31 protein-coding genes are annotated in these 25,666 nt (G+C 66.9%); 12 read left to right on the top strand and 19 right to left on the bottom strand.

Features of this window, described 5'->3' with window-relative positions; genetic code table 11:
• Window positions 1-10 precede the first annotated feature (10 nt).
• The 8 genes from L8F97_RS09100 to L8F97_RS09065 all read right to left on the bottom strand — a co-directional run bounded on the left by L8F97_RS09100 (window position 11) and on the right by L8F97_RS09065 (window position 6,762).
• Window positions 11-1,135 (bottom strand): helix-turn-helix domain-containing protein, encoded by a 1,125-nt coding sequence (locus L8F97_RS09100; RefSeq protein ID WP_242148701.1) that lies wholly within the window; start codon window positions 1,133-1,135, stop codon window positions 11-13.
• 114 nt (window positions 1,136-1,249) lie between these two features.
• Window positions 1,250-1,690: a hypothetical protein gene (locus tag L8F97_RS09095; protein WP_242148699.1), complete on the bottom strand. Its 441-nt coding sequence runs from the start codon at window positions 1,688-1,690 to the stop codon at window positions 1,250-1,252.
• Window positions 1,691-1,829: 139 nt separating this feature from the next.
• A complete protein-coding gene (locus L8F97_RS09090; RefSeq protein ID WP_242148697.1) occupies window positions 1,830-2,780 on the bottom strand; it encodes a sigma factor in 951 nt (316 codons plus the stop codon).
• A gap of 105 nt (window positions 2,781-2,885) precedes the next feature.
• Window positions 2,886-3,569 (bottom strand): protoglobin domain-containing protein, encoded by a 684-nt coding sequence (locus tag L8F97_RS09085; RefSeq protein WP_242148695.1) that lies wholly within the window; start codon window positions 3,567-3,569, stop codon window positions 2,886-2,888.
• A gap of 36 nt (window positions 3,570-3,605) precedes the next feature.
• Window positions 3,606-4,580 (bottom strand): peptidoglycan-binding protein, encoded by a 975-nt coding sequence (locus tag L8F97_RS09080; RefSeq protein ID WP_242148693.1) that lies wholly within the window; start codon window positions 4,578-4,580, stop codon window positions 3,606-3,608.
• A complete protein-coding gene (locus L8F97_RS09075; RefSeq protein WP_242148692.1) occupies window positions 4,577-5,017 on the bottom strand; it encodes a hypothetical protein in 441 nt (146 codons plus the stop codon). Before L8F97_RS09075 ends, L8F97_RS09080 begins: the two co-directional genes overlap by 4 nt.
• Window positions 5,014-6,360: a flagellar protein export ATPase FliI gene (gene fliI, locus L8F97_RS09070; protein ID WP_242148690.1), complete on the bottom strand. Its 1,347-nt coding sequence runs from the start codon at window positions 6,358-6,360 to the stop codon at window positions 5,014-5,016. Before fliI ends, L8F97_RS09075 begins: the two co-directional genes overlap by 4 nt.
• Before the next feature lie 9 nt (window positions 6,361-6,369).
• On the bottom strand, window positions 6,370-6,762 hold the full coding sequence (locus tag L8F97_RS09065) for a flagellar biosynthesis repressor FlbT (RefSeq protein WP_242148688.1): 393 nt from the start codon (window positions 6,760-6,762) through the stop codon (window positions 6,370-6,372).
• Between the two features lie 158 nt (window positions 6,763-6,920).
• On the opposite strand from L8F97_RS09065, the gene L8F97_RS09060 reads away from it, so the two are divergent.
• From L8F97_RS09060 to L8F97_RS22595, 4 genes are all read left to right on the top strand, one after another.
• Window positions 6,921-8,222: a flagellar hook protein FlgE gene (locus tag L8F97_RS09060; protein ID WP_242148686.1), complete on the top strand. Its 1,302-nt coding sequence runs from the start codon at window positions 6,921-6,923 to the stop codon at window positions 8,220-8,222.
• A 28-nt stretch (window positions 8,223-8,250) separates the two neighbouring features.
• Window positions 8,251-10,338: a flagellar hook-associated protein FlgK gene (locus L8F97_RS09055; protein WP_242148685.1), complete on the top strand. Its 2,088-nt coding sequence runs from the start codon at window positions 8,251-8,253 to the stop codon at window positions 10,336-10,338.
• A gap of 10 nt (window positions 10,339-10,348) precedes the next feature.
• Window positions 10,349-11,257 (top strand): flagellin, encoded by a 909-nt coding sequence (locus tag L8F97_RS09050; protein WP_242148683.1) that lies wholly within the window; start codon window positions 10,349-10,351, stop codon window positions 11,255-11,257.
• Between the two features lie 76 nt (window positions 11,258-11,333).
• Window positions 11,334-12,026, top strand: a complete 693-nt coding sequence (locus L8F97_RS22595) for a methyl-accepting chemotaxis protein (RefSeq protein WP_277924849.1) — start codon at window positions 11,334-11,336, stop codon at window positions 12,024-12,026.
• Between the two features lie 21 nt (window positions 12,027-12,047).
• On the opposite strand, the gene L8F97_RS09035 is transcribed toward L8F97_RS22595, so the two are convergent.
• Entirely contained in the window at window positions 12,048-12,707 is a 660-nt protein-coding gene (locus L8F97_RS09035) for a FliH/SctL family protein (protein WP_242148681.1), read from the bottom strand.
• Window positions 12,707-13,741 (bottom strand): flagellar motor switch protein FliG, encoded by a 1,035-nt coding sequence (locus L8F97_RS09030; protein WP_242148679.1) that lies wholly within the window; start codon window positions 13,739-13,741, stop codon window positions 12,707-12,709. The genes L8F97_RS09035 and L8F97_RS09030 overlap by 1 nt, the downstream gene beginning before the upstream one ends.
• Before the next feature lie 113 nt (window positions 13,742-13,854).
• Here L8F97_RS09030 and L8F97_RS09025 point away from each other — a divergent pair, with 113 nt between their 5' ends.
• From L8F97_RS09025 to L8F97_RS09015, 3 genes are all read left to right on the top strand, one after another.
• Complete coding sequence (locus tag L8F97_RS09025) at window positions 13,855-16,578, top strand: hypothetical protein (protein WP_242148677.1); 2,724 nt, start codon at window positions 13,855-13,857, stop codon at window positions 16,576-16,578.
• Between the two features lie 40 nt (window positions 16,579-16,618).
• Window positions 16,619-17,035 carry a flagellar basal body protein gene (locus tag L8F97_RS09020; protein ID WP_242148675.1) on the top strand — a complete coding sequence of 139 codons (417 nt, stop codon included), beginning with the start codon at window positions 16,619-16,621 and terminating at the stop codon, window positions 17,033-17,035.
• A 104-nt stretch (window positions 17,036-17,139) separates the two neighbouring features.
• On the top strand, window positions 17,140-17,427 hold the full coding sequence (locus tag L8F97_RS09015; RefSeq protein ID WP_242148673.1) for a glycine zipper 2TM domain-containing protein: 288 nt from the start codon (window positions 17,140-17,142) through the stop codon (window positions 17,425-17,427).
• Window positions 17,428-17,467: 40 nt separating this feature from the next.
• Here L8F97_RS09015 and L8F97_RS09010 read toward each other — a convergent pair whose 3' ends face one another.
• The 3 genes from L8F97_RS09010 to L8F97_RS09000 are packed head-to-tail and all read right to left on the bottom strand — an operon-like array spanning window position 17,468 to window position 19,334.
• Complete coding sequence (locus L8F97_RS09010; protein ID WP_242148671.1) at window positions 17,468-17,926, bottom strand: flagellar protein FlgN; 459 nt, start codon at window positions 17,924-17,926, stop codon at window positions 17,468-17,470.
• Window positions 17,923-18,225 (bottom strand): rod-binding protein, encoded by a 303-nt coding sequence (locus L8F97_RS09005; RefSeq protein WP_409929024.1) that lies wholly within the window; start codon window positions 18,223-18,225, stop codon window positions 17,923-17,925. The genes L8F97_RS09010 and L8F97_RS09005 overlap by 4 nt, the downstream gene beginning before the upstream one ends.
• Window positions 18,222-19,334, bottom strand: coding sequence for a flagellar basal body P-ring protein FlgI (locus L8F97_RS09000; RefSeq protein WP_409929023.1), 1,113 nt, complete (start codon window positions 19,332-19,334; stop codon window positions 18,222-18,224). The genes L8F97_RS09005 and L8F97_RS09000 overlap by 4 nt, the downstream gene beginning before the upstream one ends.
• A 63-nt stretch (window positions 19,335-19,397) precedes the next feature.
• Between L8F97_RS09000 and L8F97_RS08995 the strand changes: the two genes are divergently transcribed.
• Window positions 19,398-19,835, top strand: coding sequence for a flagellar assembly protein FliX (locus L8F97_RS08995; protein ID WP_242148669.1), 438 nt, complete (start codon window positions 19,398-19,400; stop codon window positions 19,833-19,835).
• An 86-nt stretch (window positions 19,836-19,921) separates the two neighbouring features.
• Here the strand turns inward: L8F97_RS08995 and L8F97_RS08990 are convergent, their stop codons facing one another.
• The 6 genes from L8F97_RS08990 to flgC form a co-directional block, all read right to left on the bottom strand.
• Window positions 19,922-20,530, bottom strand: a complete 609-nt coding sequence (locus L8F97_RS08990; RefSeq protein WP_242148666.1) for an energy transducer TonB — start codon at window positions 20,528-20,530, stop codon at window positions 19,922-19,924.
• Between the two features lie 113 nt (window positions 20,531-20,643).
• Entirely contained in the window at window positions 20,644-21,702 is a 1,059-nt protein-coding gene (gene flhB / locus L8F97_RS08985) for a flagellar biosynthesis protein FlhB (RefSeq protein ID WP_242148664.1), read from the bottom strand.
• Between the two features lie 4 nt (window positions 21,703-21,706).
• On the bottom strand, window positions 21,707-22,477 hold the full coding sequence (gene fliR / locus L8F97_RS08980) for a flagellar biosynthetic protein FliR (protein ID WP_242148662.1): 771 nt from the start codon (window positions 22,475-22,477) through the stop codon (window positions 21,707-21,709).
• Between the two features lie 7 nt (window positions 22,478-22,484).
• Window positions 22,485-22,748 (bottom strand): flagellar biosynthetic protein FliQ, encoded by a 264-nt coding sequence (locus L8F97_RS08975; RefSeq protein WP_409929030.1) that lies wholly within the window; start codon window positions 22,746-22,748, stop codon window positions 22,485-22,487.
• 8 nt (window positions 22,749-22,756) lie between these two features.
• Window positions 22,757-23,092 (bottom strand): flagellar hook-basal body complex protein FliE, encoded by a 336-nt coding sequence (locus L8F97_RS08970; RefSeq protein WP_242148658.1) that lies wholly within the window; start codon window positions 23,090-23,092, stop codon window positions 22,757-22,759.
• 12 nt (window positions 23,093-23,104) lie between these two features.
• Window positions 23,105-23,509: a flagellar basal body rod protein FlgC gene (flgC, locus tag L8F97_RS08965; protein ID WP_242148656.1), complete on the bottom strand. Its 405-nt coding sequence runs from the start codon at window positions 23,507-23,509 to the stop codon at window positions 23,105-23,107.
• Between the two features lie 128 nt (window positions 23,510-23,637).
• Between flgC and L8F97_RS08960 the strand changes: the two genes are divergently transcribed.
• From L8F97_RS08960 to L8F97_RS08945, 4 genes are read left to right on the top strand one after another with little or no spacing between them, the layout of a single operon-like run.
• Window positions 23,638-23,871 carry a FliM/FliN family flagellar motor switch protein gene (locus L8F97_RS08960; RefSeq protein ID WP_242148654.1) on the top strand — a complete coding sequence of 78 codons (234 nt, stop codon included), beginning with the start codon at window positions 23,638-23,640 and terminating at the stop codon, window positions 23,869-23,871.
• A gap of 5 nt (window positions 23,872-23,876) precedes the next feature.
• Window positions 23,877-24,275 carry a FliO/MopB family protein gene (locus L8F97_RS08955; protein WP_242148653.1) on the top strand — a complete coding sequence of 133 codons (399 nt, stop codon included), beginning with the start codon at window positions 23,877-23,879 and terminating at the stop codon, window positions 24,273-24,275.
• A complete protein-coding gene (fliP, locus tag L8F97_RS08950; protein ID WP_242148651.1) occupies window positions 24,268-25,026 on the top strand; it encodes a flagellar type III secretion system pore protein FliP in 759 nt (252 codons plus the stop codon). Before L8F97_RS08955 ends, fliP begins: the two co-directional genes overlap by 8 nt.
• Window positions 25,027-25,048: 22 nt before the next feature.
• On the top strand, window positions 25,049-25,609 hold the full coding sequence (locus L8F97_RS08945) for an NUDIX domain-containing protein (RefSeq protein WP_242148649.1): 561 nt from the start codon (window positions 25,049-25,051) through the stop codon (window positions 25,607-25,609).
• The last annotated feature ends 57 nt before the right edge of the window (window positions 25,610-25,666 follow it).

Here is a 25,666-nt window from a genome sequence, read left to right as displayed (position 1 = left end):
ACACGCAAAACTATGGAAAATACGCCGCAATAACGGCAAGCACCGCCGCCGGATCAAGCGCATCGATAGGGATCTGCTTGTCTGGCTGCGCACTATACCCCGTCATCATGCCGTTACGATCAACCCCGATCGAGACGACGCGAAACCCCGCGTCTTCCCGCAGCACGGCGAGCGCGCCTGGCGCGGGAAACACGTCGGGATCGACCACCAGCACCGCATGCGCCGGCATGCCAGCGCCCAGCGTCGCGCGGCACATCCGCAGGCCGAAGCTTGCCGGGCCGGCCGCAGGCGGCGCCGCAATGGTGGAACCGGCTGGCGTCGCCGCGATCAGCCCGTCGGCAAGTGGCGCACCATACACCGTAAGCAGCGCGCGCGCGTCCGCTGCCGGCGTGGGCGCGGCCTGCGGCACCGGCGTAGCGCTATCTAGTTGCTTGCGCAGATCGGCCACGCGTTCCGCAGTGCGGTGACGACGACTCGCCTCGCCGGGCAACCGCTCGATCCACGTATCCAATGCGCCGGCGGCATGCGCCTCGCGCACGGTCTGCACCAGCGCGTCGAAATCCGCGACGTCCATGACCGCGCAGATGGCGCGCAACGTCGTCGCGTTCCAGCGATCGGGTGTCTTCACCGCATTCTCGATCCGCGACACGATCACCGGCGGCAGACCATAGGCGCTCTCCAGCACCGCCAGCGGCAAATCACGATCGACCTGCCGCGTCTTGCGGAAGGCGGCAGCGAGCAGGATCGCCAGTTGCTCAGCGGGCGGGTCAAATTCAAGTTGCTGGCCGCGCTGCGCCACCCAGTGCGACATGTCGAAGGCGGGATCTTCGATGTCGAGCAGCAGATCGACCGGGGCGATGCCGAGAAGGTCGGCAATCGCCTGAAGCTCATCGGCGCGGGCGACGACTTCACCACGTTCGATTTTCGACAGCCGGATATAGGGGATCGCCGGTAGCGCGGCGGACAGCCCGAGCAACGCGGAGAACCCATGCAGGCGGCGCTGTTCGCGCAAATGGTTGGGGAACACGATGCTGCGATACGGGTCGAGCGGGATCGCGGGGGCGTCATTGCCGGCGCTCGCAATCAGAGCACCACGTGCGCGGGGCGCACCGCGGCGTGCGGTTGCATCAATCATTCCGGCTTGTTTGCGAACCGCCACTTCACCCTCCGGCTCCGGCAACAGAAGCCGGTGCGCTGTTGCGGCCTGATAGCAAGCGTTCGCGGAAGGGAACAGGCGATTATGGCGGGCCTAGTGCGCCCGGCTTCCCTGTTGCAGCACCGAAAGTTTGGCCCAGCGCCCATCGGCAGCGAAGGGCGCGATGTCGACGCACAGCACGGCACCGCTCAGCACCGCGCCGAGCCAGTCCCCTGCGGCCACCGACACCTGGTCGAGGCTGAACGCCGCACCGCTTCCATCGGTCATCAGCCCGACCCGATTGCGCGCGGTCTCCGGCAGCATCGTGGCAAGCTGGCGCAGCGTGGCATTGGCGGCATAGCAAAGCGCGTGCATCGCCGGATCATTGCTGCGGGCGATCCCGTTGGTGCGGCTACCATCGGCAGCGATCTTGTCGATGCGGATGGCGACCTTGCCGGCACGCACCGTCCGCTCGATCAGCAGCATCGTGCAGTCTTGCGCGGCGATCAGCGCGCGGGCGTGGGCGATCAGGTCGGCCGTCGGGATCGCCGGCATGGCCGGTGCCGGTTCGCGCGTGCAAACCGGCCGATGCCGCGAACCGCATTGTGCCGAGAGATGCCGCATGACTGTTCCTCCAAGTCCCTACTAGACCTTATAGGAGGAGTACGTACTCCGACAAAACAGCTCTCAACGATTAGTTGAGACGGGCACCGCGTGGTGCGAGCGTCTGCTCACGCGGCAGGAAAGCGGCATCGGCGGCTTCGAAATCGGCGGGGACCGAGGCGATCGCCTTGACGCGCACCATCTGGCTCTGGCGCTGCGCCGGGCTCGGCAGCAGCGAGCGGCTGCGGTCGGCCGGGCGGCTGCGCAGGTGGGCACCGTCCTCGGCGAGTTCGCTGATGATCTTGCTGGCGCGGCGCGTGATCTGGCGTAGCCGCTCGCGGGTCAGGTCGCTTGGCAGTTCGGCGGATTCGTCGGCGTTGAACAGGTGATGCTCGACGATCTCGCGGTCACGCTGGATGCGCTCCTCCAGCTTCGCGGACTCGCCTGCATCGAGCGTCTTGGCGCGGGTGCCGGTCTTGGCGCGGGCGCGCAGCAGGTGGCTGGTGCCAACCTCGCGAAGATGGTCGACATAGGCATCGAGCAGCGCCTGCGCGGCACCCTCGGCCATGAACGACGATGCGGCGGCTTCGGTGGAGGGTAGCGCGCTCTCGTCCTCGATCAGGAATTCGTGCACGCCGTCCTCACCGTCCATGCCCATCGCCAGAGCGTCGAGCGAAACGGTGGCAGCGGAGACTTTCTTCGCGGATGGACGCTGGTCGGCCATCAGACGGAAGCGCAGGCCCTGCAACTCGCCGCGGATCTGCCAGTTGACGAAGGTGGTGAACTTGGCCTTCTCCGGATCGTATGCGGCGATGGCGCGGTGCACAGCAATCGCGCAGACCTGCTCGGCATCGTCCCAATGCGCGACCAGGCCGTACTGGCGGATGAAGTGGCGGATGCGGGGCGCGATCAGCGTGAGGATGCGGGCGAACGCCTTGTCGACATTGGCGCGCTGGCGGTTGGTCTGACGGACCTCGCCGGCCGGCGTGTTCTCGATGACGACGGCAACGGCCACTTCCAGCAGATCGGTGGTCTTCGACATGATCTTCCCCTTGTTTCGATGCATCCGTCGCATCGCCTGAGGACATTAATGCCGTTCGAAGACTTAAGGGATCGTTGTTAATCCTATAGGTGTCTCCACCTAATCCTATATTACGTAGAGTCCCGCAGCCGCCGAGGCCGGCAGCGGCACACCGCGCCAGATCACCGAGGTGCGATTGGCGCGGAACCGCCCTTCCCCGTAATATCGGCGGGTCGGTACGCCGTCTCGTGCTTGCCCGAAGTGAGAGGCGCGCGTGTTTGTGAGCAATGCCTCACTCCCCTCGTTATAGGCCGATTCGGTATACTCGGCATCGAGTCGAAGTGTTTTCATCACCACCGCAGTCAGGCGCGCCACCCGCCTCCCCCGTGCGGGCTGGAAGCCGCGACTGGCGTGTTCGGCAGCGATCGCGCAAAACCGTGTCGTGACAATGCCGTGATCGGCGGCCAGCCAGTGCGGACAGAACCCGAGCCGGCGGTGCATCGTTGCGATCGCGCGGGCCGAGTCCGCATAGCTGGTATCGGAACGTCCGGTGAAAAGGGTGATCCAATGGCGTGCCTGCGCGTGAATCAGGTCGTTGATGTCGGACCTGTCCGCACGGCAGCGAGCGGCGGCAGGACTGGCCTGGATCTGGGCCTTGCAAGCCGCGATGATAGCCGGCACATCGCGTTCGAACGCCGGCGCGGCATCGCGCAGCAGAGCGTCATCGGCTGCGTCAAGATCGCGGATAGCAAAGACCTCGCTGTAATGCGCGCGGATCGTCACGATGGCAGATGCAGGTGTGGGAGGCATGTCATCCTTTATAGGACGACCAGCCGCGCCACGGCTTTAGGATTGCAGCGTCGTCGCCTTCACCCCCGACAGGACGTAGCGTGCCGGGCGCACGTTGCGGCTGACGTGGCTGGCAAGCCACATGCGGTGCGCGTCGGCCGCGTTACCGGCAGCAGCGATATCGCGTCCGGCCTTGGCGGTGCCGATCTGCGCGGCGAGCAAGGTGCGGGCGCGACCGCTGTCGAGTTGCCCGCGCAAGAACTTCGCGGCGTCGCGCGGACCCATGTAATGCGCGAGATAGGCGGTCTTGCTGATCTCCTCCACGCTGTTGCCGACGGTGATGCCGCACTTCTTCAGCGTGTCGAGATTGCAGCGCGAATAGTCCGCGATCGTCTGGATCGAAGCTTCGGCGTCATACCGTAGTGCAAGCACCTTGGCACGCGCCTCGGGCAGCACCTTGCCGCTCGCGCACAGCCAGCCGTTACGTTGCGCAACGCTGTGCAGGAAACTGCCCGCCTGCTCGGCCATGCCGACCCAGGTACCGCTGATGAACTGGCCGAGCCCCGCCGCGCTCGATCGCGGGTTGCGCGAATAGACGTTCCACCGCCCGTCCGATCCTTTCGCCGCCTCGGCATCGATGATCGAGGCAAGCGACGCGGCGGGAATGCCGCTGCGGACGGAGGCCTTCTCCAGCGAGGTGCGATGGCGTTCATTGGCGCCAAGACCGTCGATGTTGGCAGGTGCGGGATCGTCGCTCGGCACTCTCGCGGTCTGTTTCGGAACTGCCGGCTGCGCGATCGGGCCGGATACGATCGCCGAACTGCGGTCGAACCGGGCGAGCATCGCCTCGAACCCGCGCGCGAGCGGTGGCGCGTCCGCAACGGCGGAGGTCACGCTGCCCTCACCGCCGATCGCCGCCTGCCATAGCCGGCTGGTGATCTGCGACTGCGCCTCGGCGTAGATGGCGCGCGCGCGCGCCTCACGCTGGATATGGGTGGCGGCAATTGTAGCAGCATCGATGCGGTGGCTCATGCGCGGCGCTCCGCGCGGGCGGCGGCGGCTTTGCGCGCGACGAAACGGCCGAGCGCGAAATCGTCGGCGGCGTTCTGTTCGGCAAGCGCGATCGCTGCGTTAGCCTCGTCGCGGAAGCGTTCGGCGGCGCCTTCGGCGGCCTTCAGCTTGCCATAGGCTTCCGCCGCCTCGCCGCGCAGGCGGTCCAGCCGGGCCACCGCGTCGCGACGTTGCGCTTCCAAGCGGGACCGATCGGCGCGGCGACGCTGCGCGAAACCGTGCATCGGCATCGTCCAATCACCCGCTACGATGCGATATTGCGCGGCTACGTCTGCTTCGACGGCGGCAAAGGCCGCGTCGATCTCGCCCAGCCGCGACATCTCGCCGCTGATCTGCCCGCGCAGATCATCGACCGAACGGCGCTGGAGCCGCACGACCGGATCGACCGGCGTCTTCATGCCGCCACCGCCAATGTCGCGTCATCCTCGGCAAACAGGTCGGCCAGCGCCGCGAAATCGCCGCCGCCGCCGCCCTGTTGCTGCTTGCCCTGCTTGAGCATGTCTTCAATGCGGGGCGCGAGCCGCATCGCGGCATCCACCGCCGGGTTGGCGCCCGCCTTGTACGCGCCGAGCCGCACCATTTCCTCCATCTCGCCGAAGGTAGCGAGCAACCCGCGCGCGCGGATGCGAAGTGCGTTTTCCTCGGCGGACTGACAATGCGGCAGCGTGCGCGACACCGATTTAAGGATATCGATCGCCGGATAGCGTCCCCGCTCGGCGATGCGGCGGGTGATGACGACATGGCCGTCGAGGATGCCGCGCACGGCGTCCGCCACCGGTTCGTTATGATCGTCGCCGTCGACCAGCACGGTGAACAGCCCGGTGATCGAGCCGTGGCCGTGCAGGCCCGGTCCGGCGCGTTCGAGCAGGCGCGGCAGTTCGGCGAAGACGGTGGGGGTATAGCCCTTCGACGCAGGCGGTTCGCCGTTGGCGAGGCCGATCTCGCGCTGCGCCATCGCGAAGCGCGTCACCGAATCCATCAGGCACAGCACGTTGAGGCCCTGATCGCGAAAGTGCTCGGCGATGGCGAGCGTGGTCCAGGCCGCCTGCCGACGCATCAGCGCGGGCGCGTCGGACGTTGCCACCACCACAACGCTGCGCGCGAGACCGTCGGGTCCGAGATCATCCTCGACGAACTCCTTCACCTCGCGGCCGCGTTCGCCGATCAGGCCGATCACCGCGACGTCGCAATCGGTCCACCGCGCCAGCATCGACAGCAACACCGATTTGCCCACGCCAGAGCCGGCGAACAGGCCGAGCCGCTGGCCAAGGCACAACGGCGCGAACAGATCGAGCGCACGCACGCCGGTGTCGATGCGGTGGCCGACGCGGCCACGCTCGGCGGCGGCGGGCGGCTCGGCCTTCATCGAGCGTGGTTCGGCGCCGATCGCCATCGGCCCCTTGCCGTCGACCGGGCGGCCGAGGCCGTCAACCATGCGGCCAAGCCACGCATGGCTCGGCCGGATCGAGACCTGATCGGAGACGAGATCGACGCGCGCGCCGCTGGCGATGCCGTGCGGATCGCTGAACGGCAGGCACAAGGCCGCGCCGCGATCCAGTCCGGTCACTTCCGCCTCGACCGGGCCTTCGGGCGTGCGCAGCGCGACGCGCGCGCCGATGCTGGCCGCACCGAGGAAGCCCTCCACCTCGATCAGCGCGCCGCGGACCGCGACGACGCGCCCGTAATGGCGTTCGATCGGGCCGGCGCGCAACGCGCGGGCGGCGGAGGCGAGGCTGTGCATGGCGTGCGCTTACGCGGCCAGCGCCGAGAGGACGCCGGTTTCGTAATCGATCAGCCCACGGCAGTCGGTGAGCGCCCGGTAATAATCGCTCAGCCCGACGTGATGCGCAAACGCGACGCACAACGCGCGTGCCTCCGGTGCTTCAAGCGCTCCCATCAGATCGGCGAGCAGCGTCAGGATGCTGTCGCGGTGCGCGTCGCGGCCCTCCGGATCGAGATAGGCCATCATGCAGGCGAAATAGAGCCGGCGCGCGGGTGTGTTCGCCTCCTCGGGCGCCATCACCTCACGGCCGCGCAGCAGCGCGACGTCGTTCTCGATGACCAGTTCGGTACGGCCGACCGAACGCAGCACCGCGCCGTTGATGACCAGTTTCTCGTCGTTGCGCAGCGTGATCTTGAGCATGTCGGTATCGCCTGATGATCGTGTCCTTGGCTCCGTTATAGGAAGGCCGCGACGGGGAACGGCGCGCAACTAGGAAAATTTTGCCGTTTTGGCCGCGGCCTCACGCCTTCCTACAATGCATCTGAACGGGCGCGCTGCCCGGCGACAGGAGTGTACCCTTGAGCCTCTATTCAGCCTTCTATGCCGGTGTGTCCGGCCTGAATGCCCAGTCGAACGCGATGGCGACGGTGGCCGACAACATCACCAACGTGAACACGGTCGGCTACAAAGCGGTGGATTCGCAGTTCGTCTCGCTCGTCACCGACGGGCGCACCGACCAGACCTATACGGCGGGCGGCGTGCAGCTCGCGCCGCGCCAGCTCATTTCGAAACAGGGGCTGTTGCAGGCCTCGTCGGGCACCAACGATCTCGGTATCGAGGGCAACGGCTTCTTCGTCACGCGCGCCAACTCGCCGAGCGGCGAGACCGTGGCCTACACCCGCGCCGGCGCGTTCGCGCCCGATGATTCCGGCTATCTCAAGAACAGCGCCGGCTATTACCTGCAAGGCTGGAAGCTCGACGCGGCCGGCAATTATGCCAACAACGGCACGGTCACCAACCTCCAGCCGGTTCGCCTCAGCGACCTCAGCGGCAGCGCGGCGCCGACCACCAAGATCGAATTGCGCGCGAACGTCCAGTCGACCACGCCGACGTATGCCGGCACCTACAATACCGGCGACATGGCCGCCGGCACCACGACGCCCGCCTTCACGCGCTCGCTGCAAGTCTATGATGGTCAGGGCAACCCGCACAACCTCACGCTCGGCATGGTGCGCACCGACGCCAACACCTGGCAGACCGAAGTCTATGCCGATCCCAAGAGCGACGTGACCGCTACCGGCGGCCTGCTCGCCAGCGGCACGATGAAGTTTAAGGCGGACGGCAGCCTCGATATGGCCAATTCGTCGCCCGCGCTGTTCGGCTCGCTCACCCCGACCTGGACCAACGGCGCGGCATCGCAGCCGATCAAGCTCGACCTCGGCACCGATGGCGGCATGGACGGCTTCACCCAGTTCGCCAGCGCCTCGGGCACGGTCGCATCGAACATCGACGGCGGGCTTGCCGGCAATGTCTCCTCGATCGACATCACCAAGGCGGGTGTGGTCAGCGCGGTGTTCGCCGACGGCACCAAGCGCGCGGTGTTCCAGCTCCCGCTCGCCACCTTCGCCAATCCGGACGGCCTCACCCGCCTGCCCGGCAACGGCTTCACCGTGTCGGGCGAATCCGGCAACATGCTGCTCAACGCCGCCGGTACGGTCGGCGCGGGCACGGTGCAGGAGGGCGTTCTGGAGCAGTCGAACGTCGATCTGGCGGGCGAGTTCACCAACATGATCCGCTTCCAGCGCGCCTACAGCGCTTCGTCCAAGATCATCACCACCGTCGACGAGATGTTGCAGGAAATCAGCAACCTCAAGCGCTGATCCGTAAACGGGCCGGGGACCACCAACCATGTCACTCAACGAAATCCTCGGCACCGCCGTCTCGGGCCTCGCCGCATCGCAGGCGGGGTTGCGCAGCGTCTCGAACAACATCGCCAACGTCAACACGCCGGGCTACGCGCGGGAGAAGACGGCGATCACCTCCAACGCGTACGGCGGCGTCAGCATCGGCGAGCCGACGCGCGTCGCCGACCGCTTCCTGGAGGAGACCGTGTACCGCCGCGCCGGCGACACCGGCCAGGCCGACGTCCAGGCCAATTACACCAGCCGACTGCAGGCGCTGCTCGGTACGCCGGGTGACGCCTCCGGCCTGCCCGGGCGGATCGATGCGATCTCGGCGGCGGCGATCGACCTGACCGGCACCGCCGGCGCGACGCAGAAGAAGGCGGTGTTCGTAGCCGCCGTGCAGGATGCGATCGGCGGACTGAAGCAGACCCAGGCCGACACGCAGGCGCTGGCGAGCGACGTCGCGGGCGATCTCAGCGCCAGCGTGGACCGCGCCAACGTGCTGCTGAAGCAGATCTACACGCTCAACGGCACGGTTTCGCAGGCGCAAGGGCAAGGTCGCAGCACCGCCGCCGCCTCGGACCAGCGCAACAGCGCGATCGAAGAGTTGAGCGGGCTGATGAAGGTGACGGTGCGCAACCAGTCGGACGGGCGCGTCACCATCGAAACGTCGAACGGTACCGCCCTGCTCGACGACCGGCTGCGGCAACTGTCCTATCCGGTCGGCGATCAGGCCGCCGCGCAATCAAGCTATCCGGCGATCACGCTGCGCTTCGCGGATGGCGATCTGGCGGCGGGGGCCTCGACCGGCGAGAAGATCGATACCGGCACGATCGGCGGCAAGATCGGCGGCCTCGTGGCCTTGCGCGACCAGACGCTGCCGGCGTTTCAGGAGAAGCTGGGCGCGCTGTTCACCGGCCTCGCGGGCACGCTGAACGCCGCCAGCAATGCCGCCACCACTGTCCCCGCGCCCAACAGCCTGGAGGGTCACGCCACCGGGCTGACGGCGGGCGATCGGCTCGGCTTCACGGGTGCCGCCACCTTCGCCGTCACCGATGCGAGCGGCAAGCTCGTCGCCAAGACCAGCCTCGACTTCTCCACGATGAGCGCGAACGCAACCGTCGGCGATGCACTGTCGGCGATCAACGCCGGCCTGAACGGCGCCGCGACCGCCTCGCTGGACGCCACCGGCACGCTCACCTTCACCGCCGCCGCCAGCGGCAACGGCGTGGTGGTCGCGCAAGGCACGCCGGCGAGCGACCGCGGCGGCGCCGGCTTCTCGCAATATTTCGGGCTCAACGACGTGGTGCGCAGCGATACGTCGCCGCTCGTCCCGACCGGTTTCACCGCCGGCGATGCCAGCGGCTTCGCGACCGGACAGACTGCGGAAATCGACCTGCGCGACGGCAACGGCCGCATGCTCGCGGCCCATGTGCTCACCCCGGCGACTGGCGGAACGGTCGGCGATCTCGTCACCGAACTGAACGGCAGCGATCTCGGCCAGTACGGCAGCTTCGCGCTTGCTGCGAACGGCCGTTTCCAGTTCACCCCCAAGGCATCGGTCGGTGGCGCCGCCATCTCGATCCCGTCGGATTCGACCGACCGGCTCGGCACTGGCGTGTCTTTCACCGCGCTGTCCGGGCTGACCGGTGCGGCCGATGCGCTGACGAACGGCGCGGTGCGGGTCGATCTCGCCGGCGATACGCGCAAGCTGCCGGTGGCGACCTTCGACGCGAGCGCGGGCATCGGCAGGCAGGCGCTCGGCACCGGCGACACCAGCGGCGCGACCGGCCTCGTCAACGCGCTTGCCGGCACCACCGATTTCGGCACCGGCGGCAAGGCAGCCCTCGACACCTATGCCGCAAACCTCGTCAGCAGCGCCGGCATCGACGCCAACCAGGCCGCCTCCCGGCTCAGCGTCGCGAGCGCCAGCCAGACCGACGCGATCAACCGCCGCGACAATTTTTCCGGCGTAAATCTCGACGAGGAACTGTCGCAGATGGTGGTGCTGCAAAACAGCTATTCGGCCGCCGCCCGCGTCATCTCTACGGCGAGCCAGATGTACGACACCCTGCTGAACATGATCAAGTGAGAGAGACATCATGACCCGCGTCGCCACCATTCCGCTCCAGTCCGTGCTGATCTCCGGCATACAGCGCGCACAGTCGCAGATCGCCGTGTCGCAACAGCAGCTCGCCTCGGGCAGCAAGGCGCCCGATTACGCCACGCTCGGCACGGATGGCGTGCGTACCGTGTCGGCGCATTCGATGCTCGCGCGGCAACAGGCGGAATCGACCGCGACCACGCAGGCCGGCACCACGCTGGCGCTTCAGGACACCGCGCTGACCGCGATCGACGGCAGCGTTAGCGACCTACGCACGCAATTGCAGACCGCGATCGGCAGCGGGCAATCCTCCGGCCTGCAAAGCACGATCCAGGCCGCGTTCGATCAGTATCGCAGCGCGCTCAACACCACCGAAGGCGGCATCGCCGTGTTCGGCGGCGCGCAGACCGATACGCCGCCGTTCACGCCGGCCACGCTCGCGGATCTCACCACCACCGATGCGCCGGCCGCGTTCGCCAATGACCAGAAGCGCGCCACCGTCCGCGTCGGCGAGAACCAGGATCTGACGGTCGGCGTGCTGGCGAGCGATGCCGGCGGCGGCCTGTTCGATGCGTTCAAGGCGCTGGCGCAGGCCGGCACGATCGGCACCACCCTCACCGATGCGCAGAAGACCGCGCTTAGCGATGCGGTGAAGAAGCTCGATTCCGGCATCTCGCAACTGCGCGACGTCAACGCCGAGAACGGCCGCAAGATGGCGCAGGTCGACACGCTCGGCACACGCGCGGAGGCGCGCAACACGCTGCTGAAGGGCATCGTCAGTGATAACGAGGATGCCGATCTCGGCCAGGTCGCGATCGATCTCGCCACCCGCAAAAGTGCGCTGGAGGCGAGCTATTCGGTGTTCGGGCAGCTCTCCCGGATGAGCCTGGTCAGCTACCTGCAATAGACATCCGCCGATTTTGCTAACGCGGGCTTAACCCAGTGCCGCTACCGCTCGGCTGCGTATGGAAGTAGGCATATCGATGAGCGAACGGAACGACGATCTGCGGACGGCGGCGGCCTGGAATGCGATCTGCCGTTCTCAGGCAGTGATTGAGTTCGACACCGGCGGCCACGTGCTGTGGGCAAATGCGATCTTCCTCGACCTGATGGGCTATACCCTCGACGAGATCGTCGGGCGGCACCATGCGATCTTCTGCGACGCCGATCTGATCCGCACCCACGCTTACGCCGCGTTCTGGGCCAAACTCGGCAGCGGCGCGTTCGATGCGAACGTCTACCGCCGCGTTGCCAAGGATGGCCGGGATGTGTGGTTGCAGGCAACCTACACGCCGGTGCTCGACCGCGAAGACCGTCCGGTCAAGATCATCAAGTTCGCCACCGACATCACCCGCCAGGTCAAGCTCGAACAGGAGGTTCAGCTTCGCCTCGACCACGGCGAGCGTTTCCAGAACCAGTTACAGGATCGCAAGCAGCAGCTTGAATCGACGATGCAGGAACTCTCCGCCATCGTGCAGGCGATCGGCGACATCGCCGCGCAAACAAACCTGCTCGCGCTGAACGCCACGATCGAGGCGGCGCGCGCCGGCGAGGCCGGGCGCGGCTTCGCGGTGGTGGCGAGCGAGGTCAAGAAACTCGCCGGCGACACGCGCCAGGCGACGCAACGCGCCGCTGACATGATGAAGCGCGGCACGGAGCGCGCGCTCGCGGCCTGACGGCTGCACGCGCGTCCGGCGCTACGCCCCGAGCAGTGGCGCCAGTTCCGCCAGCACCGCCGCACGGCGCGCGGCGGCATCCAGCACCACCCCGCCGCTATCCCACGCGATCTGCGCGTCGCCGGGTGCGAGCGTGATATCCTCGATCACCACCAGTGCCAGCCGACGACGGTCGCGACTCTGCCGGTCGGCGATGCGGGCCTCGATATCGGTGACCAGATCGGGGTGCACGCGGATCACCACTTCCTGCCCGCGCGCCACCTGCCCGAGCACACGCGCGATCGCATCGTCGATCGCCTGGACCGGCGCGAGCGCGACCGCATGGCCGGCGAGCATGTCCGCCGCCGCCAGCGCTACCTCGGCGGCATCCTGCGCAAGGCCGTCGAGCACCGCGCCGTGGCGTTCCGCAATGTCCTCGATGCCGGCCTGGAGCGCATCCGCCGCCGACAGCAGCGCTGTGTCGCGCTCCTGCCGCCCCTCGCGCAGACCTGCCTCGAACGCCTCGGCATAGGCAGTGGCGAGCGCGGCGGCGTGATCCGCGCGCAGCGCCGCAAGCTGCGCTTCGGCCGCCGCGAGGCGCAGCGCGAGTTCGCCCGCCGATCCCGACAGATCGGGTTCGGCGATGGCGAACACGCGGTCGAACGCGAAGGGCCGCGCCTGGAAGCTCATGTCCGCCATCATCAATACACCATCGCTTCATCGTCCTTGGGATCGACCAGCACGATCTCGCCGCGATCGGCGAGTTGCTTGGCAAGCCGGACGAGCTGGCCCTGCGCCTCTTCGCATTCGCGCGCGCGCACCGGCCCCATGCCGGCTATGTCCTCGCGCATCATTTTGGCGGCGCGTTCGGTCATCGAACTGAGGAACAGCTGCTTCATCGCGTCGGGCGCGCCCTTCAGCGCCAGCGCCATCATGCGCTTGTCGGCGTTCTTGACGACGGTCGCGATCGCGGTGGGTATCAGGTTCGACAGATCCTCGAAGGTGAACATCAGCGCGCGAATGCGGCTGGCGGAATCGGGCGAGCGGTTGTCGAGCGCGGTGAGCATCGCTTCCTCGGTCGATCGGTCGAGCGCGTTGAACAGTTCGGCCATGCTCTCGTGCGGATCACGCCGCTGCGACCGCGACAGGTTCGACATGAACTCACTGTGCAGCGTGCGTTCGATCTCGCCGACGATCTCCTGCTGGACGGGCTCCATGCGCAGCATCCGCTGGATCACGTCGATCGCGAAATCGCGCGGCAGCGCCGCCATCACGCGGGCGGCGTGTTCGGTCTTCAGCTTGCTCATGATGACCGCGACCGTTTGCGGATATTCGTTGCGCAGATAGGCGGCGAGCACGGTTTCGCTGACGTTGGAAAGCTTGTCCCACATCGTCCGGCCCGAAGGCCCGCGAATATCCTCCATGATCGCCTTGGCACGCTCCCCGCTCAGCACGTTGCCGAGCAGCCGCTCGGTCGTTTCGAACGAACCGTGCAGCGAGGAGATTGTCGACACCTCGGAGGAGAATTGCAGCAGCAGATGTTCGACCACCGGCGCGGCCACGCTGCCGAGCTCCACCATCGCCGCCGACAGTTCGCGGATCTCATCGGCGCTGAGCTGTTCCCACAGCGCCGCGCCATTGTCCTTGCCGAGCGCGAGCAGCAACGCCGCCGCACGCTGCGGGCCGGAATAGCGCTTCAGCTCCGGCGGTTCGATGATGGGCGCCGTCATCGGCATCTGCGTCCCCTTTGCAGCCGTTCCCAAAAAAACTGTCCCCGCGCCGTCCGGCACCGGTTTCACGCTCTATTATAGGATTACCGATGCGCGGTCGGTGAAAGGCGGTAAAGAAAGTGTCGATAAACTCTTCCAGCGGATTGATCGGGCTGTCGCTGCTCTCGGGCGACACCAGCCTGTTCGCCTCGGCCAACAGCAGCGCCGCCGCGACATCCGAATCGCTCGCCGTGCGCAAGGCCAAGGCGCAGTTCACGCTCGCCGCCACGACGCCACCGTGGAAGGCGCCCGCGTCCAAGGCATCCGACAGCGCGCAGGTCGCCACCGTCAAGGCGATGAAGACGATCATCGACGCCACCACCGCGCAGAGCAGCACCCTGCCCGACGACGTGAAGACCAGCTTCACCGCGTACAAAGCGCTCGATTCGCTGCGCATCCTGGCACAGGCTGCTACCGCCGCCACGCTCAGCGACAGCCAGCGCGCCAGCATCGACAAGAGCTTCGCGAAGGGACTGGCCGATCTCCAGACCTATCTCGGCACCGCGCCGACCTCGAAGCTCGATCTCGCCTTCGCGCAGCCGACCCGCCGCGGCGAGAGCGAGACGCTGCCGTCGCTTGCGGCCAATACCGGCACCGTCACCGGCAGCACCGTCGCCGCCGCACGCGACGCGGCGCTGACCGGCATGACCGGCAGCGAACAGTTCTCGATCGCGATCACATCCGGCTCGAGCAGCGCCACCGTGCATGTCGATCTGGCGGGGACGCAGCAGCCGCCGACGCTCGATTCCGTCGCCGCCGCGATCAACGCCGCGATCGCCGCGATCCCGGCGAAGAACGCGGACGGCACCGTCGCGCTGGATGACAATGGCGATCCCAAGCCGCTTTACTCCGTCAAGTTCGCGCCCGTGAAGAACAGCGACGGCTGGACGATGGGCATTACCGCGCCGCGCCTCGAACAGGTCGCGATCACCCAGGACAATGCGCCCGACGCGCTGATGATATCGGTCGGCAGCAGCGCGCTCGACGCGCCCTCGGCTGTGCGGATGCTGCGCTTCGACGATCCCGCCAACAACGGCGCGCAGCACAGCTATGACAGCGTCACCGCGCTCGACACCGATGCCACCGCGCGCGCGGCACTGCTCCCCTCGACGACGGTAGCGGTAAAGGGCGTGGCGCCGCCGCCGCCCGCGCAGGTTAACGCCAGCCTCACCGCCAACGCCAGCGTCACCGCACCCGATGGCAGCACCTATGTGGTCGGCACCGCCGCCGGCGATGTCGGCGGGCAGACCCTCGCCGGCAGCCAGGACCTGCTGCTCACCAAGCGCGACAGCGAGGGCAAGGTGGTGTGGGAGCGGATGCTCGGCGCGGCCGGCAGCGCAACCGGCGCGGCGGTCAGCCTCGCGCCCAACGGCGACGTGGTGGTGGCCGGCACCGTGACCGGTAGCTTCGATACGCAGAACAGTGACGGCGATGTGGTGGTGTCGCGCTACAACGCGACCGGCGAGGAGCAATGGTCGACACTGGTGCGCGCGAACGGCGCCGACACCGCGAGTGCGATCACCACCGCGCCGGACGGTTCGATCTACGTTGGCGGTCGAGCGGCGAGCGGCGACGGCGATGCGTTCGTCGCGCGGCTCGATGGCAATGGCCGGTTACAGGAACGCCGCGTCATCGACAGCGGCGGCAGTGACGGGGTGAGCGGCCTCGCGGTCGACGGCGACGGCAACGTCCTCGCGCTGATGCATGCCGGCGCCGACACGCAGGTGCGCAAGCTGCAAGGCGGCGCGCTTTCCACCGATCTCGGCCAGATCAGCCTCGGCACCGTCGAGGCGCGCGCGATCGCGGTCGGTGCGGACGGCACGGTCGCCGTCGCCGGTGCGGCCAGCGCGGCGGTGGCGGGCACGCAGACCAACGCGATGTCAGGTGGGCGCGACGGTTTCGTCACGTTGCTCGACCCGGGGCTGACCAGCGCCGCCACGTCTTACGTCGGCACCGCCGCCGACGATCAGATCGACAGCATCGCCTTCGACGGCACCACGCTCTACGCGGGCGGCCGCACCACCGGTACGATCGGCGCCACCAAGACCGGATCGACCGACGGTTTCGTCGTCGGCATCGACACCGCGACCGGCGCGGTCGGCAGTGTGCGCCAGTTCGGGCAACTTTCCACGCGCACGGACTCAGTGCAGGTCAGCACGGCAAAGGGCGGCGCAAGTGCGCTCGGCGCGATCGGATTGAAGCTCGGCGTGCAGGGCGCGCAGGACTCCACGCTGCTCACCGCCAACACCTCGCTGCGCGCGGGCGATGAATTTTCGATACAGGTAGAGGGCGGCGCGGTTCGCAAGGTGACGATCGCCGCCGACGACACGCTCACGTCGCTTGCCAGCCGGATCAACCGGCTGACCGGCGGCAAGATCACGGTTTCAACGCCCAAGGTCGGCAGCGGCAACGTGCTGCGCATCGAAGCAAAGGCCGGCGCTTCCGTCGAGCTGATCGCGGGCGCTACCGGCAAGGACGCGCTCGCCAAGCTGGGCCTGCCGGCCAAGCGGCTCACCGTGTCCGATCCGGTACCGACGGGCGCGCCCAAGGTCCGGCCGGGTGGCACCTACGGCCTCGGCCTATCCTCGGCGCTGCGCCTCGATAGCGTCGCCGATGCCAAGGCAGCGCTCGGCCAGCTTACCTCCGCGCTGTCGATCACGCAGACCGCCTATCGCTCGCTCTATTGGGATGCGACCAAGGCGGCTACCGTCGATGGCCCGTCCGGCGGCGGGTCAAGCGTGTCGGCTTACGACAAGGCCAAGCTCGCCAGCTACACCGACGCGCTTGCGCGGCTGACCGGCTGATCGCGATCAGCCTCCACACCCTCACCCTTCGGGATCTGACATGAGCCAGCAACTTCCTTCGCTGCTCGCCGGCATCGGCGATGCGATGCGGTATCTCGATACGCGCAAGGACGTGATCGCGCGCAACATCGCCAATGGCGACACGCCCGGCTTCAAGGCGCGGGAGACCGCACCCGCCAGCTTCGCCGGAATGGTGCAGAACGGTGCGCCAAGCGTCGCCGCACCCACCGTCGAACTCAGCAGCACGATGGTGTCGCTCGGCGCACGCAACGTTAAGGCGGGCAACATCGTACTCGACCATGACGTGACCGAGACGAAACCTGACGGCAACAACGTCACGCTGGAGGACCAGTTGCTCAAACTCGGCAACATCCAGCAGGATTTCGCGACGCTGACGAACCTCTACCGCAAGCAGATGTCGCTGCTGAAAACCGCGCTCGGCAAGAACGAGGGCTGACGCAGGCCGCGCGCAAATGCGGCGAACGGGCTGAACAAAGCCGCGCTCATGCGTTGTGTACCCGGTTGGCCTGCATGACAGGCCGCACAATCGGGAGTTTCACCATGAAAAAGCTTATCGGGTTCGCCCTGCTCGCCGCCACCGTCGCCGCACCCGCTGTGGCGCAGGACCACCGCGATCACCGCCGCAGCGAGCGGACGTATCGTCAGGATTGCAAGCGCAGCAGCGGCACCACCGGCACGATCGCGGGCGGTGCGGGCGGCGCATTGGCCGGCCATGCGCTGGGTGGCGGTACGCTCGGCACGGTCGCGGGCGGGGTCGGCGGTGCGCTGCTCGGCCGCCACCTCGACAAGAAGCACGACGCCGCGCAGAACCGCAAGAACGGCTGCTGATCCGGTTCGGGCCGGCGCGGTCCCCGCGTCGGCCCGTTCTTTACAGACGGTAGTTGATCGACAGCGGCGCGTTCACCTCGCGCAGCGATACCTGTCCCTGTGCGCTATAGGCCTCGGAGCGACGCCCGGTCAGCCGCTGCATCTCGACGCCGACCGCCGCCATCATTTCGGCCGTCAGCGCGATCTGCCGCGTCAGCACCTCCGCGTTGACCGCCGCCGCATCACGCAAGAGGCCGACACGCGTCGTCAGCATCCCCCGCTCGTCCGCCGCCAGCGCCTCGATCCAGTCGGGCGACTGCCGGAACAGTTGCGCGGTGGCACCCTCCAGCATATCGACCAGCCGCGATTTCGCTTTGGCGAGCTCGGCGATACCGGGGCAACGGCCATGCAGCGCTAGGTTGTCGCTTTCCTCCTCCATCACGCCGACCAGCGAATCGATCGTGTCGATCAACGTGCCGAACAGGGTGTCGGTCGGGCCAAGCTTCATGACTGCGTTCACGACTTCGATCCTTGCTGGAGTTTGATGATCTGATCCATCACTGCGGGGGCGAGACCGATCCCGCCGACCTTCGCCATCTGCTTGCCGAGTTTTTCGGCGAGAATGCCCTTGAACATCTCTTCGCCGTGGCCGCCGCCGAACTGCTCATCGGTCTGCACGTTCTCAAGCATCAGATTTGTCATCTGGCCGAGGAACACCGCCTCGAACTCCTGCGCGCTGTCCTTCGCCTTTTTGTTGGCGGCGAGCGCCTGCGCGGTCGGCACGGCGGGGGCGGCGGGGGAAGCGGCAACGTCCATCATTGCACCTCGATTTCGGCCTGGAGCGCACCCGCCGTCTTCAGCGCCTGAAGGATGGTGATGAGATCGCGCGGCGACACGCCCAGCGCGTTCAGCCCGCCGACCAGCGACTTGAGCGACGCACCCTCCAGCATGGCGAGCGATTTGCCGCCCCCGTCATCCACGTTGATCTGCGTGCGCGGCAACACCTGCGTCGTCCCCGACGACAAGGGTGCCGGCTGCGAGGCGACCGGGCTTTCCGCCACGCTGATCGTCAGCCCGCCCTGTGCGATCGCCACCGGGCTGACGCGCACGTCGGCGTTCATCACCACCGTGCCCGCCGCTTCGTTGACGACGACGCGCGCCGGCTGATCGACATCGACCGGCAAATTCTCGACGCGGGTCAGCAGATCGACCACCCCACCCGGCACCGCCGAGGTCGGGGTGAGCTGGACGGTCGCCGGATCGAGCATCTGTGCGGAGCCGGGGAAATTCTTGTTGATGACGTCTGCGACGCGCTGCGCGGTGGTGAAATCGGGGTTGCGCAGCGCCAGCTTCAGCGTGTTGGCGGAGCGCAGCGCATAGGGCACCTCGCGTTCGACGATGGCACCGCCGGCAATCCGCGCCGACGTCGACACGCCGCGGCTGATGTTCGCCGCCGCGCCCTGCGCCTTGAAGCCCGACACCGCGACCTGCCCCTGCGCCACCGCATAGGTGTTGCCGTCGAGCCCGCGCAGCGACGTCGCGATCAGCGTGCCGCCCTGCAGGCTGGTGGCATCGCCCAGCGCCGCCACCGTCACGTCGATCGCCGAGCCGGCGCGCGAGAACGCCGGCATCGTAGCGGTGATCGACACCGCCGCGACGTTCTGCGTCTTCATCTGCGCCTGGCGGATGTTGACGCCCATGCGCTCCAGCATCGCCTGCATCGATTCCTCGGTGAAGGGCGAGTTGCGCATCCGGTCGCCCGTGCCGGCGAGGCCGACGACGAGGCCGTAGCCGATCAGCTGGTTGGGACGGACATTCTCGAAATCGACGATGTCCTTGATACGCGACCCCGCCCACGCCGGCTGTGCACTGAATGCCAGCACGGCGGCGAGCCCGCCCAACAATGTCCGCAGATTAGCCACGCGCATCCTTTGAAAACATCGGCGTATCCGCCTTCATCTTTCTTATAGGATGATTGGGTACGAGGTGGCGTGAACGGGAGGATTGACGTGCGGATCGACGGGCTTGGTGCGATAATGCCGCAATTGCTGGTGCAGGCGATCGGCCGGCCCGCGCCCGCGATGGCCACGCTCGGCGATCAGGCGCCCCCGCCCGATACCGCGCTGCAACCCAATGCGCTCGCCAACCCCGCGATCGGATCGGTGCAGATGCTCGTCGCGATGAGCGCCGCCACGCCGCCCGAAGAACGCCGCCGCCGCGTCGTACAACGCGCCACGCGCGGGCTGGACGCGCTGGCGGCGCTCGATGCCGCAACGATTGTCGACGCGCCGCGCGCGGCGGTGGTGGAGACGCTGGCCGACTGGTCACGCGAACTGCACGAGACGGGCGACCCGGCGCTGGATGCGCTGATGACGGAGATCGAGCTGCGGGTACAGGTGGAACTGGCGAAGTACGATCGGGAAGTTTGAGCGTACGCCGCAATCGTTATAGTGTTAGCGTCACGTGGAGATTGCCTGAACGCGCGCCTCCCGGCGTCCGGCACAAGCCAGGCGAGTCACGGATCTATTGTGACGCTGCTGGATGTTTTAACAATTGTGGTCGACCCGACTTTTCTTCCGTCCCGCACGTACGGGCGGCTAACCCTGAAGCCGGGTTTGAAATTTCCGCACGGATCCGGCGCTTCGCCCGATCTCGATATCGTGCGGCATGTCAATCCCATACCGGCCCCATCGGCAACGATCTGAGCCTCATACGCCGAACTCACAGTCGCCTTGTTTGCTTCCACGGCAGGCACTTCATCTGGAAGCATCCAATTGATCGGCAGCTTGTAGGTGGACGTGACGGGCTTCCCGTTGCGATCGATCGCCGGGTTAAACCTGGCGTGCGCAAGCGCGATATCACATGTCGCCGTGTCCAGGCTGGTTGTGCCGCTGGATATTTCGATGCTGCAACCAGTGGCTGTTCCGGTGAGGTCGACGCTGATGTCCGCAACGACCCGACCTTGTCGCTCTGCACGCAGGGCGTCCTTGGGATACTGATCAGGGCCGAACCACTCGCCGGGGTTTCCGATGATGATCGCAGGCATGGCGTGACGCGCCGCTTGCGCCGAACTGTCACTTGGAAACAGTGCCAAACCTAGCCCAACCAAGAGCAAACTGCGCATCGCAAACCTTCCGAACCAAACCGGGTAATCTGTTCCTATGACCCGCGACCTTGTCAAGTTTCGTGCTGCTGGTCACCCGCCGTTGAATAAAGGTTGGCTTTTCTACAGCAAAGCTATGCGCTTCCCTTCTTCCCCAGCTTCATCACGAAGCTGACGATCTCCGCCACCGCCGTGTAATATTCCGGTTTGATCGGGTGGTCCAACTCCACCGTCGAGTACAGCGCGCGGGCGAGCGGCGGGCTTTCCACGATCGGTACGTTCGCGCGTGTCGCCACCTCGCGGATGTTGAGCGCGACCGCGTCGACGCCCTTCGCCACCACCACCGGCGCTGCCATCGCGCCGTGATCATATTGCAGCGCCACCGCATAATGCGTCGGGTTGACGACGATCACGCTCGCTTCGGGCACCTTGGCCATCATGCGCTGGCGTGAGCGCTGCATCTGGATCTGGCGGATCTTGCCCTTGATCTTGGGGTCGCCCTCGCTCTGCTTGTGCTCGTCCTTGATCTCCTGAAACGACATCATCATCCGCTTCATGAAGCTGCGCCGCTGGTACAGGTAATCGGCGGCGGCGATCACCACGACGAGCAGCGCCGCCGCCTTGACCATCGCCAGCACGAGGCCGGTCGCCGCCGCGCCGATCGTCGCGGCGGGCGCGCCGATCAGCGTGTCGAGCCCGGCGATGCGCGGCCATACCATCCAGCCGACCACCACAATCACCATCACCAGCTTGGCGAAGGTCTTGGCGAACTCGACCAGCGCGCGCATGCCGAACAGCCGCTTGGCCCCCGCCATCGGCGAGAGCTTGTCCCATTTCAGCTTGAGCCGATCGGTGGCGAGGCGGGGTTTGCCGGACGAGAACATCGTCAGCAGCGCGAAGGCGAACAGCACGGCGAGCATCGGCAGCACCGTCATCGCCGCCTGCGCCATCAGCGCGGACGCGAGGTGCTGCGCGCCGGCGGGCGTGATCGCGACATCCTCGCTATGCCCCCACATGCCGGTCAGCAACACGCCGAGCCGCGAGGCGGTCCATGTCCCCAGCATCAGCAGCACGGCGAGCGCGCCGACGAACATCACCGCATGGCGCGCCTCGGCAGCGGTGACGACGTCGCCCTTTTTGCGCGCGTCCTCGAGCTTCTTTTCTGTTGGTGCATGCGTCTTGTCGTCGGACATGCCGCTATCCCCAGATTGACCGGGTCCAGGCAGACATCGCCTGTGCGAAGCCGCCGAGCATCGCCGCCATCAGCAGCGCGGTGATTCCCATCCCGAGCAGCAGGTTGAGTGGCTGCGCGATAAAGAACACCTGGATCTGCGGCGCCAAACGCGCGGCGAGGCCGAGTGCGACGTTGAAGACGATGCCGTACACGATCAGTGGTGCTGCAAGGCCAAGCCCAAGCTCGGTCGCGCGCGACACGGTGGCGACGACGAGTTGCGCAAAGTCGGCGGAGGACGGCAGCACGCCGACCGGGAACATCGCATAGCTGTGCACCAGCGCACCGATCCAAACGTGGTGGACGCCCATGCTCATGCACACGATCGCCGCCGCCACGCTCATCAGTTTGGAGAGCACGGTCACCTGCCCGCCCATCGCCGGATCGCTCACCAGCGCGGAGGTCAAGCCGATCTGGAGGCTGATGAGGCCGCCCGCCATCGACACGGCGGTGAACATGATCTTGACGAGCGTCCCGAGCGCGAGGCCGATCATCAGCTCGACCACTACCATCGCCGCATAGGCCGCCTGATCGTCGGGCGCGTGCGGCAGTTTCGCCGACAGCAACCCGAAGAGCCCGAGCGTCAGGCCGAGCGACATCAGCAGCCGGATTCGCCCCGGCACCGCGTCTTCGGAAAACACCGGCAAGCACATCAGCATCGCCCCGACCCGCGCAAACAGCAGCAGGAAGGCGGTGGCGAACGCCGGCAACTGGCCGATGAGGGCGAGACCCTGCACGTTTGGATCAGCCGGCGATGATGCGCTGGCTGAGCTCGGCCATGAAGCCCGCCATCGCGCGGCCGATCATCGGCAGGCACATCAGCATGACGAGGCCGATGCCGAGCAGCTTCGGCACGAACGTGAGCGTCGCTTCCTGCACCTGCGTCAGCGCCTGGAACAGTCCGATGACGACGCCGAGGATCAGCGAGGCGATCAGCATCGGCCCGGCGATGGTCAGCACCAGCAGCAGCCCAGCGCGCGCGATCGCCATCGCATCGGCCGCGTCCAGCCCGTGCATCAGATCTGCATCCGCATGATTTCACCGTACGCGCTCACGACCCGGTCGCGCACCGCCACCACCGTGTCGAGCGCGGTCTCGGCCGCACCGATCGCTGTCACCACATCGATGAGGTTGCCCTTGCCGGCAACCTGCGCCGCGCTCGCCTTTTCTGCGCCGTGCAGGCTGGTGGTGGCGGAGCCGACCATCTGGCCGACCATCGCGCCGAAGTTCGGGCCGGCGCTCTCGCTGCCGCCACTTTCGGTGAGCGGCGCGGAGGGCAGCAGCGAGCCGCCCTTTGCTCCGGTAATCGCGCGGCCATAGGCCATGCCTGCGTCAAGTGCGCCAATCGACATATCAGGGCGTCCTTATTTGAGGAGATCGAGCGTACGCATCGTCAGGCCGCGCGCGGCCTCGATCGCGTTGAGATTGGCTTCGTAGGATCGCTGCGCCGCCTTCATGTCGGCGGCTTCCAGCAGCGGATCGACATTGGGGGTCTGCACGTATCCGGTGGCATCGGCGGCGGGATTGCCCGGCTGGTAGGTGCGCCCGAACGCGGATTTGTCGGCCGTCACGCCGGTCACCTCGACCTCGCCGCCCTTCTGCTTGCCGTCGAGCACCGCGCGGAACGTGGCGATCTTACGCTGGTAGGGCGCGCCGCCGGGCGATGCCGCCACCGAATCCGCATTGGCGAGGTTTTCCGCGATCACCTTCATCCGCACCGCCTGCGCGCGTAAACCGGAGGCGGAAATCCCGATCGAGTCCGATCCCATGACGTATCCCATAAGAGGCGCGACATCTTTGCCGCTCACAGCCATCTTATAGGCAAAATTTTCCCACCCCGGCCGATCGCCCCCGGATTTTTCCTATAACTTTGGGGAACGGTTAAGGGGAACGGCACGTGGCCGGATTGAACGATATCGATGTTGAACTGGCGGTTATGCTCGGGTCTACCAGCATGCCGATCCGGCAGATCCTCAAGATGAGCCGGGGCGCGATGATCCCGCTCGATGCGCGTCAGGACGATCCGAGCGTGGTGATCGTCAACGATCAGGCGATCGCGCACGGGCAGATCCTGGTCGACGGCGATGTAATGTCGCTGGAGATCACCAACGTCATCCGCACCGGGCGCTGACCGATATGGATCTGTTCGCCGTCATGCGGATGCTCGCCTCGCTGGGCGTGGTGCTGGGAATACTCGCCGGGGCCTTGTGGGTGGTCAAGCGCTTCGACGTGAAGCTGCCCGGCCGGATCGGCGGCGGCGCCTCCCCGATGCGCCGGCTGGAGATCGTCGAGCGGCTCAACATCGACCCGAAGCGTTCGCTGGTGCTGCTGCGGCAGGACGGCCACGAACATCTCGTACTGATGAGTCCGGAGGGGCATGTCGTGCTGGAACGTAAGAGCCTCGCCGCCGAAGCCGCCGACGGCAGCGTGCCACCCTATGCCGCGCTGATGGCGCAGGCGATCGAGCGGCTGTGGACGCGGGTGTCGGACGAAGCCGACGCGTTGCGCCAGCCGGTCATCGCGCACCATGCGTAAGCGCGTAATCCTGGGCGCGGTGGTGGCGTGCGCGCTCGTCGCGCTGCCGTCGGTGGCGATCGCCGCAACGCAGGCCGCCGCCGCGCATGGCCCGACCATCAACCTCGGTGGCGAAGGCAACATGACCGGGCGCATCGTCCAGCTCGTGCTGCTGATGACGGTGCTGAGCCTTGCGCCGGGCATCCTGATGACGGTGACGTCGTTCACCCGCATCGTCGTCGCGCTGTCGCTGCTGCGCACGGGGCTCGGCGCACAGGGCGTGCCGCCCAACCCGGTCATCATCAGCCTCGCGCTGTTCCTGTCGTTCTTCGTGATGGCCCCGACTTTCAACAAGGCGTACACCGAAGGGGTGAAACCCTATACCGAGGGCAAGATCACCGAGGCCGTCGCCTTCGACAAGACCGCCGCGCCCTTGCGTACCTTCATGCTCGGCCAGGTTCGTAACGAAGACCTCAAGCTGTTCGTCGATCTCTCCAAGCAACCGCCCACCCCGCGCGCGGACACGCCGCTGCCGACGCTGATCCCCGCCTTCATGATCTCCGAATTGCGCCGCGCGTTCGAGATCGGCTTCATGCTGCTCGTGCCGTTCCTGGTGATCGACCTTGCCGTTTCCGCCGTGCTGATGGCGATGGGCATGATGATGCTGCCGCCGCCGAGCATATCGCTGCCGATGAAGATCATCTTCTTCGTGTTGGTCGACGGCTGGGCGCTGGTCGCGGGGTCGCTGGTCAAGAGCTTCCACGGCGGCTGACACGGTGCCATAGCCGCTGCCCATGTTCACCATCGATTCCGTCCGCGCCATCTATCAGGGCTGGCTCAACCTCGTCATGGTGCGGCTGCGCGCGCCAGACGGTACCACCTTCGACCGCCACGTCGTCGAGGTCGGTCGCGCGGTGGCGGTGCTGCCCTACAACCCGACGACCGGCATGGCGCTGCTCGTCTCGATGCCGCGCGCGCCGGTGATGTTGCTCGGACAAGCCGACCTGCTCGAAGCGATCGCCGGCAAACTCGACAGCGACGATCCGGAGGACTGCACCCGTCGCGAGGCATTGGAGGAGGCCGGCGTCCGGCTCCGCACGCTCGACCCCGTCGGCCAGTTCTGGACGATCCCGGCGATCGCCACCGAACGGCTCGACTACTACCTTGCGGAATATGCGGATGCCGATCGCGTCGGCCCCGGCGGCGGCCTGGCACAGGAACACGAGAACATCACCGTCCACGAGCTCCCGCTTGCCGAACTGTGGGCGCGCTACGAGCGCGGACACCTGCCTGACGCCAAGCTGGTGACATTGCTGTTCGCCCTGCGCCTGCGCCGCCCGCACCTGTTCGGCTGAGCAAGGCGGAAGCGGAAAGGCCGGAACCGCCCAGACTCGGTCATTCGCGGGCCCATC

It is taken from the genome of Sphingomonas sp. BAUL-RG-20F-R05-02 (assembly GCF_022662305.1).
Taxonomy (GTDB): domain Bacteria; phylum Pseudomonadota; class Alphaproteobacteria; order Sphingomonadales; family Sphingomonadaceae; genus Sphingomonas.
The sequence above is the reverse complement of the archived record's forward strand: the minus strand, read 5'-3'. Positions and strand labels throughout refer to the sequence as shown.